The 16,505-nt window shown below is 70.6% G+C and carries 13 protein-coding genes; 12 read left to right on the forward strand and 1 reads right to left on the reverse strand.

Features of this window, described 5'->3' with window-relative positions; translation table 11 throughout:
* Window positions 1-4: 4 nt before the first annotated feature.
* From murF to ACFY3N_RS12275, 12 genes are all read left to right on the forward strand, one after another.
* On the forward strand, window positions 5-1,420 hold the full coding sequence (gene murF, locus ACFY3N_RS12220) for a UDP-N-acetylmuramoyl-tripeptide--D-alanyl-D-alanine ligase (protein WP_390816555.1): 1,416 nt from the start codon (window positions 5-7) through the stop codon (window positions 1,418-1,420).
* Window positions 1,417-2,490 carry a phospho-N-acetylmuramoyl-pentapeptide-transferase gene (mraY, locus tag ACFY3N_RS12225; protein WP_390816556.1) on the forward strand — a complete coding sequence of 358 codons (1,074 nt, stop codon included), beginning with the start codon at window positions 1,417-1,419 and terminating at the stop codon, window positions 2,488-2,490. Before murF ends, mraY begins: the two co-directional genes overlap by 4 nt.
* Window positions 2,472-3,890, forward strand: coding sequence for a UDP-N-acetylmuramoyl-L-alanine--D-glutamate ligase (gene murD, locus ACFY3N_RS12230; protein WP_390816557.1), 1,419 nt, complete (start codon window positions 2,472-2,474; stop codon window positions 3,888-3,890). Before mraY ends, murD begins: the two co-directional genes overlap by 19 nt.
* A gap of 73 nt (window positions 3,891-3,963) precedes the next feature.
* Window positions 3,964-5,316, forward strand: a complete 1,353-nt coding sequence (gene ftsW / locus ACFY3N_RS12235) for a putative lipid II flippase FtsW (protein ID WP_390816558.1) — start codon at window positions 3,964-3,966, stop codon at window positions 5,314-5,316.
* 6 nt (window positions 5,317-5,322) lie between these two features.
* Complete coding sequence (gene murG, locus ACFY3N_RS12240) at window positions 5,323-6,417, forward strand: undecaprenyldiphospho-muramoylpentapeptide beta-N-acetylglucosaminyltransferase (protein WP_390816559.1); 1,095 nt, start codon at window positions 5,323-5,325, stop codon at window positions 6,415-6,417.
* 25 nt (window positions 6,418-6,442) lie between these two features.
* On the forward strand, window positions 6,443-7,240 hold the full coding sequence (locus ACFY3N_RS12245) for a cell division protein FtsQ/DivIB (protein ID WP_390816560.1): 798 nt from the start codon (window positions 6,443-6,445) through the stop codon (window positions 7,238-7,240).
* A gap of 288 nt (window positions 7,241-7,528) precedes the next feature.
* Entirely contained in the window at window positions 7,529-8,722 is a 1,194-nt protein-coding gene (ftsZ, locus tag ACFY3N_RS12250; protein WP_390816561.1) for a cell division protein FtsZ, read from the forward strand.
* Window positions 8,719-9,447 (forward strand): peptidoglycan editing factor PgeF, encoded by a 729-nt coding sequence (gene pgeF, locus ACFY3N_RS12255; protein ID WP_390816562.1) that lies wholly within the window; start codon window positions 8,719-8,721, stop codon window positions 9,445-9,447. Before ftsZ ends, pgeF begins: the two co-directional genes overlap by 4 nt.
* 6 nt (window positions 9,448-9,453) lie before the next feature.
* Window positions 9,454-10,173 (forward strand): YggS family pyridoxal phosphate-dependent enzyme, encoded by a 720-nt coding sequence (locus tag ACFY3N_RS12260; protein ID WP_390816563.1) that lies wholly within the window; start codon window positions 9,454-9,456, stop codon window positions 10,171-10,173.
* A 129-nt stretch (window positions 10,174-10,302) separates the two neighbouring features.
* Window positions 10,303-10,944: a cell division protein SepF gene (locus ACFY3N_RS12265; protein ID WP_073936563.1), complete on the forward strand. Its 642-nt coding sequence runs from the start codon at window positions 10,303-10,305 to the stop codon at window positions 10,942-10,944.
* 49 nt (window positions 10,945-10,993) lie between these two features.
* Window positions 10,994-11,284 carry a YggT family protein gene (locus ACFY3N_RS12270; protein ID WP_004932337.1) on the forward strand — a complete coding sequence of 97 codons (291 nt, stop codon included), beginning with the start codon at window positions 10,994-10,996 and terminating at the stop codon, window positions 11,282-11,284.
* 52 nt (window positions 11,285-11,336) lie between these two features.
* Window positions 11,337-12,569: a DivIVA domain-containing protein gene (locus ACFY3N_RS12275; protein ID WP_390816564.1), complete on the forward strand. Its 1,233-nt coding sequence runs from the start codon at window positions 11,337-11,339 to the stop codon at window positions 12,567-12,569.
* 296 nt (window positions 12,570-12,865) lie between these two features.
* Here the strand turns inward: ACFY3N_RS12275 and ileS are convergent, their stop codons facing one another.
* On the reverse strand, window positions 12,866-16,012 hold the full coding sequence (gene ileS, locus ACFY3N_RS12280) for an isoleucine--tRNA ligase (RefSeq protein ID WP_390816565.1): 3,147 nt from the start codon (window positions 16,010-16,012) through the stop codon (window positions 12,866-12,868).
* Between the last annotated feature and the right edge of the window lie 493 nt (window positions 16,013-16,505).

A 16,505-nucleotide genomic window follows, 5' to 3' on the forward strand; every position in this document is an offset into this window, starting at 1 on the left:
ACTTGTGATCGCCCTCTCCCTCGCCGAGATCGCAGAAGTCGTCGGCGGGCAGACGCACGACATACCGGACCCGTCCGTCCAGGTCACCGGACCGGTCGTCCGGGACTCGCGGGAGGCGGGTCCGGGCAGCCTGTTCGTCGCCTTCGCCGGCGAGCGCGTGGACGGCCACGACTTCGCGGCCCGGGTCGTGGACGCGGGCGCGGTCGCCGTGCTCGCCTCCCGGCCCGTCGGGGTCCCCGCGATCGTCGTGGCGGACGTCCAGGCGGCCCTCGGGGCCCTCGCCCGGCACGTCGTCGGCCGGCTCGGCGCCACCCTCGTCGCGCTCACCGGCTCGGCCGGCAAGACCAGCACCAAGGACCTCATCGCCCAGGTGCTCCAGCGCAAGGCGCCGACGGTCTTCACCCCCGGCTCGCTCAACAACGAGATCGGGCTGCCGCTCACCGCGCTCACCGCCACCGAGGAGACGAAGTTCCTCGTGCTGGAGATGGGAGCGCGCGGAATCGGCCACATCCGGTACCTCACCGGTCTGACGCCGCCGAAGGTCGGCCTGGTCCTGAACGTCGGCTCCGCCCACATCGGCGAGTTCGGCGGCCGGGAGCAGATCGCCCAGGCCAAGGGCGAGCTGGTGGAGTCCCTGCCCCCGGCCGGGGAGGGCGGCGCCGCGATCCTCAACGCGGACGACCCCTTCGTGCGGGCCATGGCGTCCCGTACGAAGGCGAAGGTGATCCTTTTCGGAGAGTCCGACGAAGCGGACGTTCGGGCCGAGAACGTACGACTCACGGACAGCGGACAGCCTTCCTTCAGGCTTCACACACCCTCCGGTGCATCCGATGTGACCATGCGCCTGTACGGTGAGCATCACGTGTCGAACGCGCTCGCCGCGGCCGCCGTCGCCCACGAGTTGGGCATGTCCGCAGACGAGATCGCCACCGCGCTCTCCGAGGCGGGCTCCCTCTCCCGCTGGCGGATGGAGGTCACCGAGCGCCCGGACGGCGTGACGGTCGTCAACGACGCCTACAACGCGAACCCCGAGTCCATGAAGGCAGCGCTGCGCGCGCTGGCGGCCATGGGCAAGGGACGCCGGACGTGGGCGGTGCTCGGCAAGATGGCCGAGCTCGGGGACGAGGCGCTCGCCGAGCACGACGCGGTCGGACGGCTTGCCGTCCGGCTCAACGTCAGCAAGCTCGTCGCGGTCGGGGGCAGGGAAGCCGCCTGGCTGCAACTGGGCGCATATAACGAGGGTTCGTGGGGTGAGGAGTCGGTGCACGTGTCCGACGCACAGGCGGCGGTCGACCTGTTGCGCAGCGAGTTGCGCCCGGGAGACGTCGTTCTCGTGAAGGCGTCCCGTTCGGTCGGGCTCGAGAGCGTGGCGCAGGCGCTGCTCGAGACCGGTGCCGAGGGTGAGGTCGCAGCCCGATGATGAATCAGGTCCTGTTCGCAGGAGTCATTGGCCTGTTCCTGACGCTGATCGGCACCCCGCTGCTGATCAAACTGCTCGCGCGCAAGGGATACGGGCAGTACATCCGTGACGACGGCCCGCGCGAGCACGCCAGCAAGCGCGGTACGCCGACCATGGGCGGTATCGCCTTCATCCTGGCGACGGTCGCCGCGTACTTCCTCAGCAAGGTGATCAGCGGCGAGCCGCCGAGGTACTCGGGCGTGCTGGTGCTGGGCCTCATGGTGGGCATGGGCCTGGTCGGCTTCCTGGACGACTACATCAAGATCGTCAAGCGGCGCTCGCTGGGTCTGCGGGCCAAGGCGAAGATGGCCGGCCAGCTGATCGTCGGCATCGCCTTCGCGGTGCTCTCGCTGCAGTTCGCGGACTCCCGCGGACAGACCCCGGCCTCCACGAAGCTGTCGTTCATCACGGACTTCGGCTGGACCATCGGCCCGGTGCTGTTCGTCGTCTGGGCGCTGTTCATGATCCTCGCGATGTCGAACGGCGTGAACCTGACCGACGGTCTGGACGGTCTCGCCACCGGAGCATCGGTGCTCGTCTTCGGCGCCTACACCTTCATCGGTGTCTGGCAGTTCCAGGAGTCCTGCGCCAACGGCGAGACGCTGACCAACCCGGGCGCCTGCTACGAGGTGCGCGATCCGCTGGACCTCGCGGTCGTCGCCTCCGCGCTGATGGGTTCCTGCCTCGGCTTCCTGTGGTGGAACACCTCCCCGGCCAAGATCTTCATGGGCGACACCGGTTCACTGGCGCTCGGCGGCGTGCTCGCGGGTCTCGCGATCTGCTCCCGCACCGAGCTGCTGCTGGCCATCCTGGGCGGTCTGTTCGTCCTCATCACCATGTCGGTGGTCATCCAGGTCGGTTCGTTCCGGCTCACCGGGAAGCGGGTCTTCCGGATGGCGCCACTCCAGCATCACTTCGAACTCAAGGGCTGGTCCGAAGTCCTCGTGGTGGTCCGTTTCTGGATCATCCAGGGCATCTGTGTGATCGTCGGACTGGGCCTCTTCTACGCGGGATGGGCAGCGGACAAGTGACCGACTGGCAGGGGAAGAACGTCACCGTCGCCGGACTCGGCGTCTCCGGCGTCCCGGCGGCCAAGGTGCTGCACGGGCTCGGCGCGAAGGTCACCGTCGTCAACGACGGGGACGACGAGCGCGCGCGGGCGCAGGCCGCCGAACTGGAGGCGCTCGGCGTCACCGTGCGCCTGGGCGACGGCGCCACCCTGCCCGAAGGCACCGGGCTGATCGTCACGGCCCCCGGCTGGAAGCCGGACAAGCCGCTGTTCACGGCGGCGGACGAGGCCGGGGTGCCGGTGTGGGGCGACGTCGAACTCGCCTGGCGGCTCAGGAGGCCCGGCGCGGCCCCCTGGCTCGCGGTCACCGGCACCAACGGCAAGACCACGACCGTCCAGATGCTCGCCTCCATCCTGACGGCGGCGGGCCTGCGCACCGCTGCCGTCGGCAACATCGGCGTCTCCCTGCTGGACGCCGTGCTCGGCGACGAGGAGTACGACGTGCTCGCCGTGGAGCTGTCCAGCTACCAGCTCCACTGGGCGCCGTCCCTGCGCGCCCACTCGGCGGCCGTGCTGAACCTCGCCCCGGACCACCTCGACTGGCACGGCTCCATGGAGGCGTACGCCAGGGACAAGGGCCGGATCTACGAGGGCAACCGCGTCGCCTGCGTCTACAACGTGGCCGACGGGGCGACCGAGGACCTGGTCCGCGAGGCCGACGTCGAGGAGGGCTGCCGCGCCGTCGGCTTCACCCTCGGCACACCGGGCCCCTCCCAACTCGGCGTCGTGGACGGCATCCTGGTCGACCGGGCCTTCGTCGAGAACCGGCAGAAGAACGCCCAGGAGCTCGCCGAGGTCTCCGACGTCGACCCGCCCGCCCCGCACAACATCGCCAACGCCCTTGCCGCGGCGGCCCTCGCGCGGGCCTACGGGGTGCCGGCGAGCGCCGTACGGGACGGCCTGCGGGCCTTCACCCCGGACGCCCACCGCATCGCGCACGTCGCCGACGTGGACGGGGTCGCGTACGTCGACGACTCCAAGGCCACCAACACGCACGCGGCACAGGCCTCGTTGGCGGCCTACGAGTCGATCGTGTGGATCGCGGGCGGACTCGCCAAGGGAGCCACCTTCGACGAGCTGGTCGCCGCCTCGGCGAAGCGGCTGCGCGGCGCCGTGCTGATCGGCCGGGACCGCGCCCTGATCCGCGAAGCCCTCGCGCGACACGCCCCGGAAGTACCCGTCGTCGACCTCGACCGGACCGACACTGGGGCGATGCTCCGGGCCGTCCAGGAGGCCCAGCGGCTCGCACGGCCCGGCGACACGGTGCTGCTGGCCCCGGCCTGCGCCTCGATGGACATGTTCGTCAACTACAACAAGCGCGGTGACGCGTTCGCACAGGCGGTGCGCGAGCTCGGCGCCTGACCCCGGCCGCCCGGTGCCGGGCGACCTCGGAAGGGACGCGTGGGACCGTCGGCGGTGTACAGCGGAGGCCCGGATGCCCAGTAGTCGTACCGGCCGCCCGCCCGTGCGGCGGGCCGTGCGGGGACCCGTCGTGCGCGGTCCCCGGCGCGAGAACCCCCTGCGCACCCTGATCACCCGGGCGCGCAGGGCCTGGGACCGGCCGCTGACCGCGTACTACCTGATCCTCGGCGGCAGTCTGCTGATCACCGTGCTGGGCCTGGTGATGGTCTACTCGGCCTCCCAGATCACGGCGCTGCAGATGTCGCTGCCGGGCTCCTACTTCTTCCGCAAGCAGCTGCTGGCCGCCGCGATCGGCGGCGTGCTGCTGGTGGTGGCCTCCAGGATGCCGGTGAGGCTGCACCGGGCCCTGGCCTACCCGATCCTCGCGGGCGCCGTCGTCCTCATGGCCCTGGTGCAGGTGCCGGGGGTGGGGGTCGCGGTCAACGGCAACCAGAACTGGATCGCCCTCGGCGGTTCCTTCCAGATCCAGCCCAGCGAGTTCGGCAAGCTCGCACTGGTGCTGTGGGGCGCCGATCTGCTCGCCCGCAAGCAGGAGAGGCGGCTGCTGTCCCAGTGGAAGCACATGCTGGTGCCGCTCGTCCCGGCCGCCTTCATGCTGCTCGGGCTGATCATGCTCGGCGGCGACATGGGCACGGCGATCATCCTGACGGCGATCCTCTTCGGCCTGCTGTGGCTGGCGGGGGCGCCGACCCGGCTGTTCGTCGGCGTGCTGTCGATCGCCGCGCTGCTCGGTGCGATCCTCATCCGCACCAGCCCCAACCGCATGGCCCGGCTCACCTGCCTCGGCGCCACCGAGCCCCAGACGGGACCGGTCGACTGCTGGCAGGCCGTGCACGGGATCTACGCCCTCGCCTCCGGCGGGATCTTCGGTTCCGGACTCGGTGCGAGTGTGGAGAAATGGGGTCAACTCCCCGAAGCGCACACGGACTTCATCTTCGCCGTCACCGGTGAGGAACTGGGCCTGGCGGGGACGCTGTCGGTCCTCGCCCTGTTCGCGGCTCTAGGCTATGCGGGTATCCGCGTGGCCGGACGCACGGAGGACCCCTTCGTCAGGTATGCCGCGGGAGGCGTGACCACCTGGATCACGGCCCAGGCCGTGATCAACATGGGTGCGGTGCTCGGTCTGCTGCCGATCGCCGGAGTCCCGCTCCCGCTGTTCTCCTACGGGGGATCCGCCCTGCTGCCGACCATGTTCGCCATCGGGCTGCTGATCGCGTTCGCGCGTGAGGACCCCGCTGCACGGATGGCGCTCGCCATGCGGCAACCCCGCTTTGGTAGAAAGCGGAACGGGGGTTCACAGCGGCCCCGGAGATGGAACACGATGCGACGGCGCGCCCCGGTGGCGCGTTCGTCCGGAGAGCGGTGAATTTCGGTGCATGTCGTACTCGCCGGCGGAGGAACCGCGGGCCACATCGAGCCCGCGCTCGCCCTCGCGGACGCCCTGCGCAGGCAGGATCCGACCGTGGGCATCACGGCCCTGGGCACGGAGCGCGGCCTGGAGACCCGTCTCGTACCCGAGCGCGGGTACGAGCTGGCGCTGATCCCCGCCGTACCGCTGCCGCGCAAGCCCACCCCCGAGCTGATCACCGTTCCGGGCCGGCTGCGCGGCACCATCAAGGCGGCCGAGCAGGTCCTGGAACGCACCAAGGCGGACGCCGTGGTCGGCTTCGGCGGCTACGTCGCCCTGCCCGGCTACCTCGCGGCCAAGCGGCTCGGCGTGCCGATCGTGATCCACGAGGCCAACGCCCGGCCCGGACTGGCCAACAAGATCGGCTCCCGGTACGCCGCCCAGGTCGCCGTCTCCACGCCCGACAGCAAGCTGCGGGGCGCCCGCTACATCGGCATCCCGCTGCGCCGCTCCATCTCCACCCTCGACCGGGCCGCCGTGCGCCCCGAGGCCCGCGCCGCGTTCGGCCTCGACCCCAATCTGCCTACGCTGCTGGTCTCCGGCGGCTCGCAGGGCGCCCGCCGGCTCAACGAGGTCGTCCAGCAGGTCGCTCCGTGGCTCCAGCAGGCCGGGATCCAGATCCTGCACGCGGTCGGCCCGAAGAACGAACTGCCGCGGGTGCACCAGATGCCGGGGATGCCCCCCTACATCCCGGTAAGTTACCTGGACCGGATGGACCTCGCGTACGCCGCGGCCGACATGATGCTCTGCCGCGCGGGCGCGATGACCGTCGCCGAACTCTCCGCCGTCGGGCTCCCGGCCGCCTACGTCCCGCTGCCCATCGGCAACGGCGAACAGCGGCTCAACGCCCAGCCGGTGGTCAAGGCCGGCGGCGGACTGCTGGTCGACGACGCGGAGCTGACCCCCGAGTGGGTGCAGCAGAACGTCCTGCCCGTGCTCGCCGACCCGCACCGGCTGTACGAGATGTCCCGCGCCGCCGCCGAGTTCGGCCGCCGGGACGCCGACGACCTGCTCGTCGGCATGGTGTACGAGGCGATCGCCGCCCGTGCGCACCGCTAGAGGCGTATGACGGGAGGCAGGCACCATGGCCGGATCGACCACCGCCGAGCGTGGTGAACGCAAACGGGAGTCGTCCGGCCCGCCGCCGCTCGTCCGGCGGTTCGGGCGGCGGCAGGTTCGTCGGATCATCGCATCGGCTGTCGTCCTGGTCTTCCTGGGCAGCGGGACGTTCTGGCTGCTGTACGGGTCGGACCTGGTGCGCGTGGAGCGCGTATCGGTGTCGGGCACCCGTGTCCTGACGCCCGAGCGGGTGCGCGAGGCGGCCGACGTCCCCCTCGGGGAACAGTTGATCTCCGTCGACACGGAGGCGATCGAGGCGCGACTTTCCTCGGAATTGCCCCGAATTGACACAGTTGACGTGATTCGCTCCTGGCCGCACGAAATCACCCTGAAAGTAACGGAACGCACCGCTGTTCTTCTCGTCCACAAAGGCGGGAAGTTCATCGAAGTGGATGAGGAGGGTGTCCGGTTCGCCACGGTTTCCAAGGCGCCCAAGGGCGTGCCCGCGCTGAAACTGTCCGTCTCCGGGACCGGTTCCGCGGCGGCGAGCCTGCGCCGCTTCGGCGAGGACCGGCTGACCCGGGAGGCGGTGCGGGTGGCCGGCGCGCTTCCGGCCTCCGTGGCGCACGCCACCCGCAGCGTCAAGGTGCGTTCCTACGACGACATCTCGCTGGAACTGGCGGACGGCCGTACGGTCGACTGGGGAAGCAGTGAGAAGGGTACCGAGAAGAGCCGTACCCTCACCGCACTGATGAAAGCGGAGCCCGGGGCGCGGCACTTCGACGTCAGCGTGCCCACGGCCCCGGCGTCAGCGGGGAGTTGACGCACATCAGCGCAGGCCAGCACCCTGGTTGGGCAGCGCTATGGCTGATCACATAGGGTGAAAAGAAAAACGGGAGGTTCGGCGTGTTCGTTGAACGGGCGCCGCTTGTCGACTTAGTGTCCTGTTCAGAAGACTCCAGGGAACGGACACACTGGTAACCCTAAACTTCAACGTTAGGGTTCGGGTCGGCGCTACGGACCGTCCCATTCGGCATCAGTCGTCGGGTCGCGGGGGCATCAGTGCTTCAGCGGTCGGGCGACACGTAACTCGAGGCGAGAGGCCTTCGACGTGGCAGCACCGCAGAACTACCTCGCAGTCATCAAAGTCATCGGTGTCGGCGGCGGTGGTGTCAATGCCATCAACCGGATGATCGAGGTCGGTCTCAAGGGCGTCGAGTTCATCGCCATCAACACCGACGCGCAAGCCCTGTTGATGAGCGACGCCGACGTCAAGCTCGACGTCGGCCGTGAACTCACCCGCGGACTCGGCGCCGGAGCCAACCCGGCCGTCGGCCGGAAGGCCGCGGAGGACCACCGCGAGGAGATCGAGGAGGTCCTCAAGGGGGCCGACATGGTCTTCGTGACGGCCGGCGAGGGCGGCGGCACCGGCACCGGCGGCGCGCCCGTCGTGGCCAACATCGCCCGCTCGCTCGGCGCCCTCACCATCGGTGTGGTCACGCGGCCGTTCACCTTCGAGGGGCGGCGTCGCGCGAACCAGGCCGAGGACGGCATCGCCGAGCTCCGCGAAGAGGTCGACACCCTCATCGTGATCCCGAACGACCGGCTGCTGTCCATCTCGGACCGCCAGGTGTCGGTTCTCGACGCCTTCAAGTCGGCGGACCAGGTGCTGCTCTCCGGTGTGCAGGGCATCACCGACCTCATCACCACGCCCGGTCTGATCAACCTGGACTTCGCGGACGTCAAGTCGGTCATGTCCGAGGCCGGCTCGGCCCTCATGGGCATCGGCTCGGCCCGCGGCGACGACCGCGCGGTGGCCGCCGCCGAGATGGCCATCTCCTCGCCGCTCCTCGAGGCCTCCATCGACGGCGCCCGCGGCGTGCTGCTCTCCATCTCCGGCGGCTCCGACCTCGGTCTGTTCGAGATCAACGAGGCCGCCCAGCTGGTCAGCGAGGCCGCCCACCCCGAGGCCAACATCATCTTCGGCGCGGTGATCGACGACGCCCTCGGCGACGAGGTCCGGGTCACCGTGATCGCGGCCGGCTTCGACGGCGGCCAGCCCCCGGCCAAGCGGGACAACGTCCTCGGTTCCTCCTCGGTCAAGCGCGAGGAGCCCGCCCCGGCGCGGCAGCCGGAGAGCCGCCCCTCCTTCGGTTCGCTCGGCAGCGTCACGCCGAAGGAGGACCCGGAGCCGCCGGCGCCGGAGCCGGTGCACGACATCCCGGCCGTCCAGCCCCCGGTCCCGCCGTCGCGGACCTACGACAGCGCGGCCGAGGAACTGGACGTACCGGACTTCCTGAAGTGATAGGACAGCGCGAGAGCGTGGGCGGCGCGCACTTCGCCTTCACCGACCGGTGGGGCGGGGTGAGCGCCGCTCCGTATGAGGAGCTGAACCTCGGCGGAGCCGTCGGCGACGACCCCGGCGCCGTACGCGCCAACCGCGGACTGGCCGCCGAGTCCCTCGGCGTGGACCCGGCCCGGGTGGTCTGGATGAACCAGGTGCACGGGGCCGACGCGGTCGTGGTCGACGAGCCCTGGGGCGGGAGCCCGGCCCCCGGGGTCGACGCGGTCGTCACCGCGCGGCGCGGGCTCGCCCTCGCCGTGCTCACCGCCGACTGCGTGCCGGTGCTGCTCGCCGACCCCGTCGCCGGAGTCGTCGCCGCGGCCCACGCGGGCCGGCCCGGCATGGTCTCCGGGATCGTCCCCGCCGCCGTACGGGCCATGACCGGACTCGGCGCCGACCCCGCGCGGATCGTCGCCCGCACCGGTCCCGCCGTCTGTGGCCGGTGCTACGAGGTGCCGGAGGCGATGCGCGACGAGGTGGCCGCCGTCGAGCCGGCGGCGCACGCCACGACGAGCCGGGGCACACCGGCGGTGGACGTGGGCGCGGGCGTGCACGCACAGCTGGAACGGCTCGGGGTGCGCGACCGGGAGCAGTCGCCGGTGTGCACGCTGGAGTCGGCCGATCACTTCTCGTACCGCCGCGACCGCACCACCGGGCGGCTCGCGGGCTACGTGTGGCTGGACTGATGGGGTATGACGGACCGTAAGGACGAACTCGCCGCGAATCTGGCGAGAGTGGAGAGGCGGATCGCCGCCGCGTGCGCGGCCGCCGGACGCGGGCGCGACGAGGTGACCCTGATCGTGGTCACCAAGACCTACCCCGCGAGCGACGTGCGGATCCTGTCCGGACTCGGGGTGCGCCACGTGGCCGAGAACCGGGACCAGGATGCCGCCCCCAAAGCAGCCGAATGTGCCGATCTGCCCCTTACCTGGCATTTCGTCGGTCAACTTCAGACCAACAAGGTGCGTTCTGTGGTGGGTTATGCCGATTTCGTGCAGTCCGTCGACCGTTCCCGACTGGTGGCGACCCTCTCCAAGGAGGCGGTGCGGGCCGGGCGCGAGGTCGGCTGCCTTCTCCAGGTGGCGTTCGACGCCGGTGAGGGCGGCCGGGGGGAGCGCGGAGGCGTGGCGCCCGGCGGCGTCGCGGAGTTGGCCGACCTGGTCGCGCGGTCCGAGGGGCTGCGGCTCGACGGGCTGATGACCGTCGCCCCGCTCACCGGGGAGTACGCGGGGCGCGAACAGGCGGCCTTCGAGCGGTTGATGGAATTGTCGACCGACCTGCGCCGGACCCATCCGACTGCGAACATGGTCTCGGCGGGGATGAGTGCGGACCTCGAACAGGCCGTGGCCGCCGGAGCGACACATGTGCGCGTCGGCAGTGCGGTGCTCGGAGTCCGCCCCGGGCTCGGGTAACGTCGCCAAGAAGTCGGACCACAGCAGAAAATATGGTCAGTTCCGCCGAACAGCGGACATAAAGACCTAGTGGATCGCGGGCACTTGGCGGTCGTCAGCGGATCCACCACAGAGCGGAGGACTCGGAGCATGGCCGGCGCGATGCGCAAGATGGCGGTCTACCTCGGCCTCGTGGAGGACGATGGGTACGACGGCCGCGGATTCGACCCAGACGACGACTTTGAACCCGAACTCGACCCGGAGCCCGAGCGGGACCACCGGCGGCACGAGCCGTCCCACCAGCCGCATGTGTCACATCAGCCCCAAAGGGACGAAGAGGTACGGGTCGTACATCCTCCCGCGCCGCGCGAACCGATCGCCCGATCCGCTTCGCTCCCCGCGGAATCGCCGCGCCCGGCGCGGATCGCGCCCGTGGCGTCCATCACACAAGAACGCGCAAGCCTGGAGAAGAACGCACCGGTGATCATGCCCAAGGTCGTGTCGGAACGAGAGCCTTACCGGATCACCACGCTTCACCCCCGCACCTACAACGAGGCCCGTACCATCGGGGAACACTTCCGCGAAGGCACGCCGGTGATCATGAATCTGACCGAGATGGACGACACGGACGCGAAGCGACTTGTCGACTTCGCGGCCGGTTTGGTGTTCGGTCTTCACGGCAGTATCGAGCGGGTGACGCAGAAGGTGTTCCTGCTGTCTCCTGCTAACGTCGATGTCACGGCGGAGGACAAGGCCCGCATCGCAGAGGGCGGGTTCTTCAACCAGAGCTGAGACGCAGGACCGGATCAAGAGCGGTACAGGGGAGAGGGAAAAACAGGCCATGAGCGTGTTCGCGCAGGTGATCTACATCGCGCTGATGGTGTTCCTCATCGTGCTGATCTTCCGTTTGGTCATGGATTACGTGTTCCAGTTCGCCCGCTCGTGGCAACCCGGCAAGGCGATGGTGGTCGTCCTGGAGGCCACCTACACTGTCACCGATCCACCGCTGAAGCTTCTGCGGCGGTTCATCCCGCCGCTGCGTCTCGGGGGCGTGGCGCTAGACCTGTCCTTCTTCGTACTGATGATCATCGTCTACATCCTGATCTCGATCGTGGGCAATCTCGCGAGGTGACTGTGGACGATACGGTCTTGCCGACTGCCGATGACTACGTTGAGGTGAAGAGATGCCGTTGACCCCCGAGGACGTGCGGAACAAGCAGTTCACGACCGTCCGCCTCCGAGAAGGCTATGACGAGGACGAGGTCGATGCCTTCCTCGACGAGGTCGAAGCCGAACTGACGCGCCTGCTCCGCGAGAACGAGGACCTGCGCGCCAAGCTGGCCGCGGCCACGCGTGCCGCCGCCCAGAACCAGCAGAACATGCGCAAGCCTCCCGAGCCGCAGGACCAGCAGCAACAGCAGGGGCCGCCCCAGGGCATGCCCCAGCAGGGAATGCCCCAGCAGGGGATGCCTCCGCAGGGGATGCCCCAGCAGGGCATGCGAGGTCCCGGCGCCCCGGTGCCCGCCGGCATATCGGGCCCGCCGCAGCAGCAGATGGGTGGCCCCATGGGTGGTCCGCCCCAGCTGCCGAGCGGTGCTCCCCAGCTGCCCGCCGGCCCCGGCGGACAGGGCGGCCCGCAGGGTCCGGGCCCGATGGGCCAGGGTCCCGGTCCCATGGGTCAGGGTCCCGGGCCGATGGGCCAGGGCGGCCCGATGCAGGGGCAGATGGGCCCCGGCGGCCCGATGGGCGGCCCCATGGGCGCCCCCGGCATGCCCGGTCAGGGTGGTCCCGGCATGCCCGGCCAGGGTGGTCCCGGTGGCGACAGCGCCGCGCGCGTCCTGTCGCTGGCCCAGCAGACCGCCGACCAGGCGATCGCGGAGGCCCGTTCCGAGGCCAACAAGATCGTGGGCGAGGCGCGTTCGCGTGCCGAGGGTCTCGAGCGCGACGCCCGTGCCAAGGCCGACGCCCTGGAGCGGGACGCGCAGGAGAAGCACCGCGTCGCGATGGGCTCCCTGGAGTCCGCCCGCGCCACGCTGGAGCGCAAGGTCGAGGACCTGCGCGGCTTCGAGCGCGAGTACCGCACGCGGCTGAAGTCCTACCTGGAGTCGCAGCTGCGCCAGTTGGAGACCCAGGCGGACGACTCGCTCGCCCCGCCGCGCCAGCCCGCGAGCGCCGCTCCGTCGCTGCCGCCGTCCCCGGCGCCCTCGATGGCTCCGGCCGGTGCCGGTGCGCCGTCCTACGGCGGCAACCAGACGATGGGCGGCGGCCCCGGTGGCCCGTCCTACGGCGGCGGTCAGCAGCAGATGCAGCCGGCGATGACCCAGCCGATGGCGCCGGTGCGTCCGCAGGGCCCGTCGCCGATGGGTCAGGCCCCCTCGCCGATGCGCGGTTTCCTGATCGACGAGGACGACAACTGACGGTCCTTCGGCCATGAGTACGGCGTAGCGGTCGGCAGCGTTCAGGGCGGGGCCCGGGTTCATGAACCCGGGCCCCGCCCTCGTGCTACGCGCGTTCACGGGGTTTGCGGTGTTTGTTCGGGCTTGCGTGCGGTGTCCTGCGCACGCAATGCCGAAGGCCCGGGACGGCCAGGTTCTTCCTGGCCGTCCCGGGCCTTCGGTGTGTGCTGTGCCTTCCCGTCCGGCGGGACCGGCCGTCCGGAGCAGTGGGCCGGCACGGCCCCGCGCCCCCGGGGGCGCGGGGCTCATCCGGGGTGTTACGCCTTGCGGAGGCGGAAGGCCAGCGACAGGCCTTCGTCCGTGAAGACGTCTCCGTACGTGTCGTCCGCCTCCCCCTGGGCGAAGTCCGTGGCGAGGACCTCGTCCGCGATCAGGGCGGAGTGGCCGGTCAGGGCCGCTACCGTCGCGGGCTCCGTGGCCGTCCAGCGCAGGGCGATGCGGTCGGCCACGTCGAGGCCGCTGTTCTTGCGGGCCTCCTGGATCAGCCGGATCGCGTCACGGGCGAGGCCCGCGCGGCGCAGCTCCTCGGTGATCTCCAGGTCGAGGGCGACCGTGGCACCGGCGTCGGACGCCACCGACCAGCCCTCGCGCGGGGTCTCCGTGATGATCACCTCGTCCGGGGCCAGGGTGATCGTCTCGCCGTCGACCTCCACCGAGGCCGTGCCCTCGCGCAGCGCCAGGGACAGCGCCGCGGCGTCCGCGTTCGCCACCGCCTTGGCCACGTCCTGGACCCGCTTGCCGAACCGCTTGCCCAGCGCGCGGAAGTTGGCCTTCGCCGTGGTGTCCACCAGCGAGCCGCCCACCTCGGACAGGGACGCCAGCGACTCGACGTTCAGCTCCTCCGTGATCTGCGCGTGCAGCTCGGGGTCGAGGCCGGCGAAGCCGCCCGCCGCGATCAGCGCGCGCTTCAGCGGCTGACGGGTCTTCACGCCCGACTCCGCGCGCGTGGCACGGCCCAGCTCCACGAGCCGGCGCACCAGCACCATCTGCTTCGACAGCTCCGGGTCGATCGCGGACAGGTCCGCCTCCGGCCACGAGGACAGGTGCACCGACTCCGGGGCGCCCGGGGTGACCGGAACGACCAGGTCCTGCCAGACCCGCTCGGTGATGAAGGGGGTCAGCGGGGCCATCAGCCTGGTGACCGTCTCCACGACCTCGTGCAGCGTGCGCAGCGCGGCCCTGTCGCCCTGCCAGAAGCGGCGCCGGGAGCGGCGGACGTACCAGTTCGACAGGTCGTCGACGAACGCGGACAGCAGCTTGCCGGCGCGCTGGGTGTCGTACCCCTCCAGCGCCTGGGTCACCTGGTCGGTGAGCGCGTGCAGTTCGGAGAGCAGCCAGCGGTCGAGGACCGGGCGGTCGGCCGGGGCCGGGTCGGCCGCCGACGGCGCCCAGTTCGACGTACGGGCGTAGAGGGCCTGGAAGGCGACCGTGTTCCAGTACGTCAGCAGCGTCTTGCGGACGACCTCCTGGATGGTGCCGTGGCCCACCCGGCGGGCCGCCCACGGGGAACCGCCGGCCGCCATGAACCAGCGGACCGCGTCGGCGCCGTGCTGGTCCATCAACGGGATCGGCTGGAGGATGTTGCCCAGGTGCTTGGACATCTTGCGGCCGTCCTCGGCGAGGATGTGACCGAGGCAGACGACGTTCTCGTAGGACGACTTGTCGAAGACCAGGGTGCCGATCGCCATCAGCGTGTAGAACCAGCCGCGGGTCTGGTCGATGGCCTCGCTGATGAACTGCGCCGGGTAGCGGGCCTCGAACAGCTCCTTGTTCTTGTACGGGTAGCCCCACTGCGCGAACGGCATGGAGCCCGAGTCGTACCAGGCGTCGATGACCTCCGGCACGCGCGTGGCCGTCTTCCGGCACTCGGGGCACGGGAAGGTGACGTCGTCGATGTACGGGCGGTGCGGGTCGAGGTCCGACTGGTCGGTTCCGGTCAGCCCGGTCAGCTCCGCGCGGGAGCCGACGACCGTGAGGTGGTCGTCCTCGCAGCGCCAGATCGGCAGCGGGGTGCCCCAGTAGCGGTTGCGGGACAGCGCCCAGTCGATGTTGTTGTTCAGCCAGTCGCCGTAGCGACCGTTCTTGACCGTGTCCGGGAACCAGTTGGTGTTCTCGTTCTCCTGGAGCAGGCGGTCCTTGATGGCGGTGGTGCGGATGTACCAGGACGGCTGCGCGTAGTAGAGCAGCGCGGTGTGGCAGCGCCAGCAGTGCGGGTAGCTGTGCTCGTAGGGGACGTGCTTGAAGAGCAGGCCGCGCTCGTCGAGGTCGGCGGTGAGCTTCTCGTCGGCCTTCTTGAAGAAGACGCCGCCGACCAGGGGGACGTCCTCCTCGAAGGTGCCGTCGGGGCGGACCGGGTTCACCACGGGCAGGCCGTAGGAGCGGCAGACCTTGAGGTCGTCCTCACCGAAGGCGGGGGACTGGTGGACCAGACCCGTACCGTCCTCGGTGGTGACGTACTCGGCGTTCACCACGTAGTGGGCCTCGGCGGGGAAGTCCACCAGCTCGAACGGGCGCCGGTACGTCCAGCGCTCCATCTCGGCGCCGGTGAAGGACTGGCCGGTGGCCTCCCAGCCCTCGCCGAGGGCCTTGGTGAGCAGCGGCTCGGCGACGACCAGCTTCTCGGTGCCCTCGGGGCCCTTCGTCGCGACGACGTAGGTGACCTCGGGGTGGGCGGCGACGGCGGTGTTGGAGACCAGGGTCCACGGGGTCGTCGTCCAGACGACCAGCGAGGCCTCGCCGGCCAGCGGTCCCGAGGTGAGCGGGAAACGGACGTAGACGGACGGGTCGACGACCGTCTCGTAACCCTGCGCCAGCTCGTGGTCGGACAGGCCGGTGCCGCAGCGGGGGCACCAGGGGGCGACGCGGTGGTCCTGGACCAGCAGGCCCTTGTTGAAGATCTCCTTCAGCGACCACCAGACGGACTCGACGTACTCCGGGTCCATGGTGCGGTAGGCGTCGTCGAGGTCGACCCAGTAGCCCATGCGGGTCGTCAGCTCGGTGAAGGCGTCGGTGTGCCGGGTCACCGACTCGCGGCACCTGGCGTTGAACTCGGCGATGCCGTACGCCTCGATGTCCTGCTTGCCGGAGAAGCCGAGCTCCTTCTCGACCGCCAGCTCCACGGGGAGGCCGTGGCAGTCCCAGCCGGCCTTGCGGGCCACGTGGTAGCCGCGCATGGTGCGGAAGCGGGGGAAGACGTCCTTGAAGACGCGGGCCTCGATGTGGTGGGCGCCGGGCATGCCGTTGGCGGTGGGCGGACCCTCGTAGAACACCCATTCGGGGCGGCCCTCGGACTGCTCCAGGCTCTTGGCGAAGATCTTCTGCTCGCGCCAGAAGTCGAGCACCGCGTGCTCGAGGGCGGGCAGGTCGACCTGGGCGGGTACCTGGCGGTACGTCGGCGTTGTCATCAGCGGGTTTCCTCCGGCGGACTTGCTGCCTTCCGTCCGGAGGGACGAGAGCTGTGTCGATCCCTGCGCCGCCGTCGGCGCGCTCCCGCGGTACCACCCTCCTTGGCCCCCCGGTGCGACGTACGCTCCGGTGAGCCCCCTCATTGGGGTCGCGATGCCGGTTCTACCGCCCCGTGCAGGGGTTTCTTCCGGCGGCTCCGGGGTGATCTTCACGTCGCGCTCGCCCCCGGGCTCACACCGTCCCCGGGTCGCTCTGGGCTGCGTACGCCGCTACTCGTCCCCATCCACGCTTTTCGCTCCGCCCAGTGTACGGCGCGGCGGGGACGGCGGCCGACCGGATTCCCGTCCGCCGTGCGACCCGGCCTCCCCCGAATGGCGAGGTGCGCCCGTCCGGATCCCGGGAGGTCCGCGTCGGCGGCATACCCGGCGGGGAGCTGGGCACAACGCATGCAGGTCCGCCGCGCGGCGTCCGCGGGGCGAGGGAATCGGGCGG

Origin of the sequence: Streptomyces sp. NPDC000348 (genome assembly GCF_042898795.1) — a bacterium.
GTDB lineage: Bacteria > Actinomycetota > Actinomycetes > Streptomycetales > Streptomycetaceae > Streptomyces.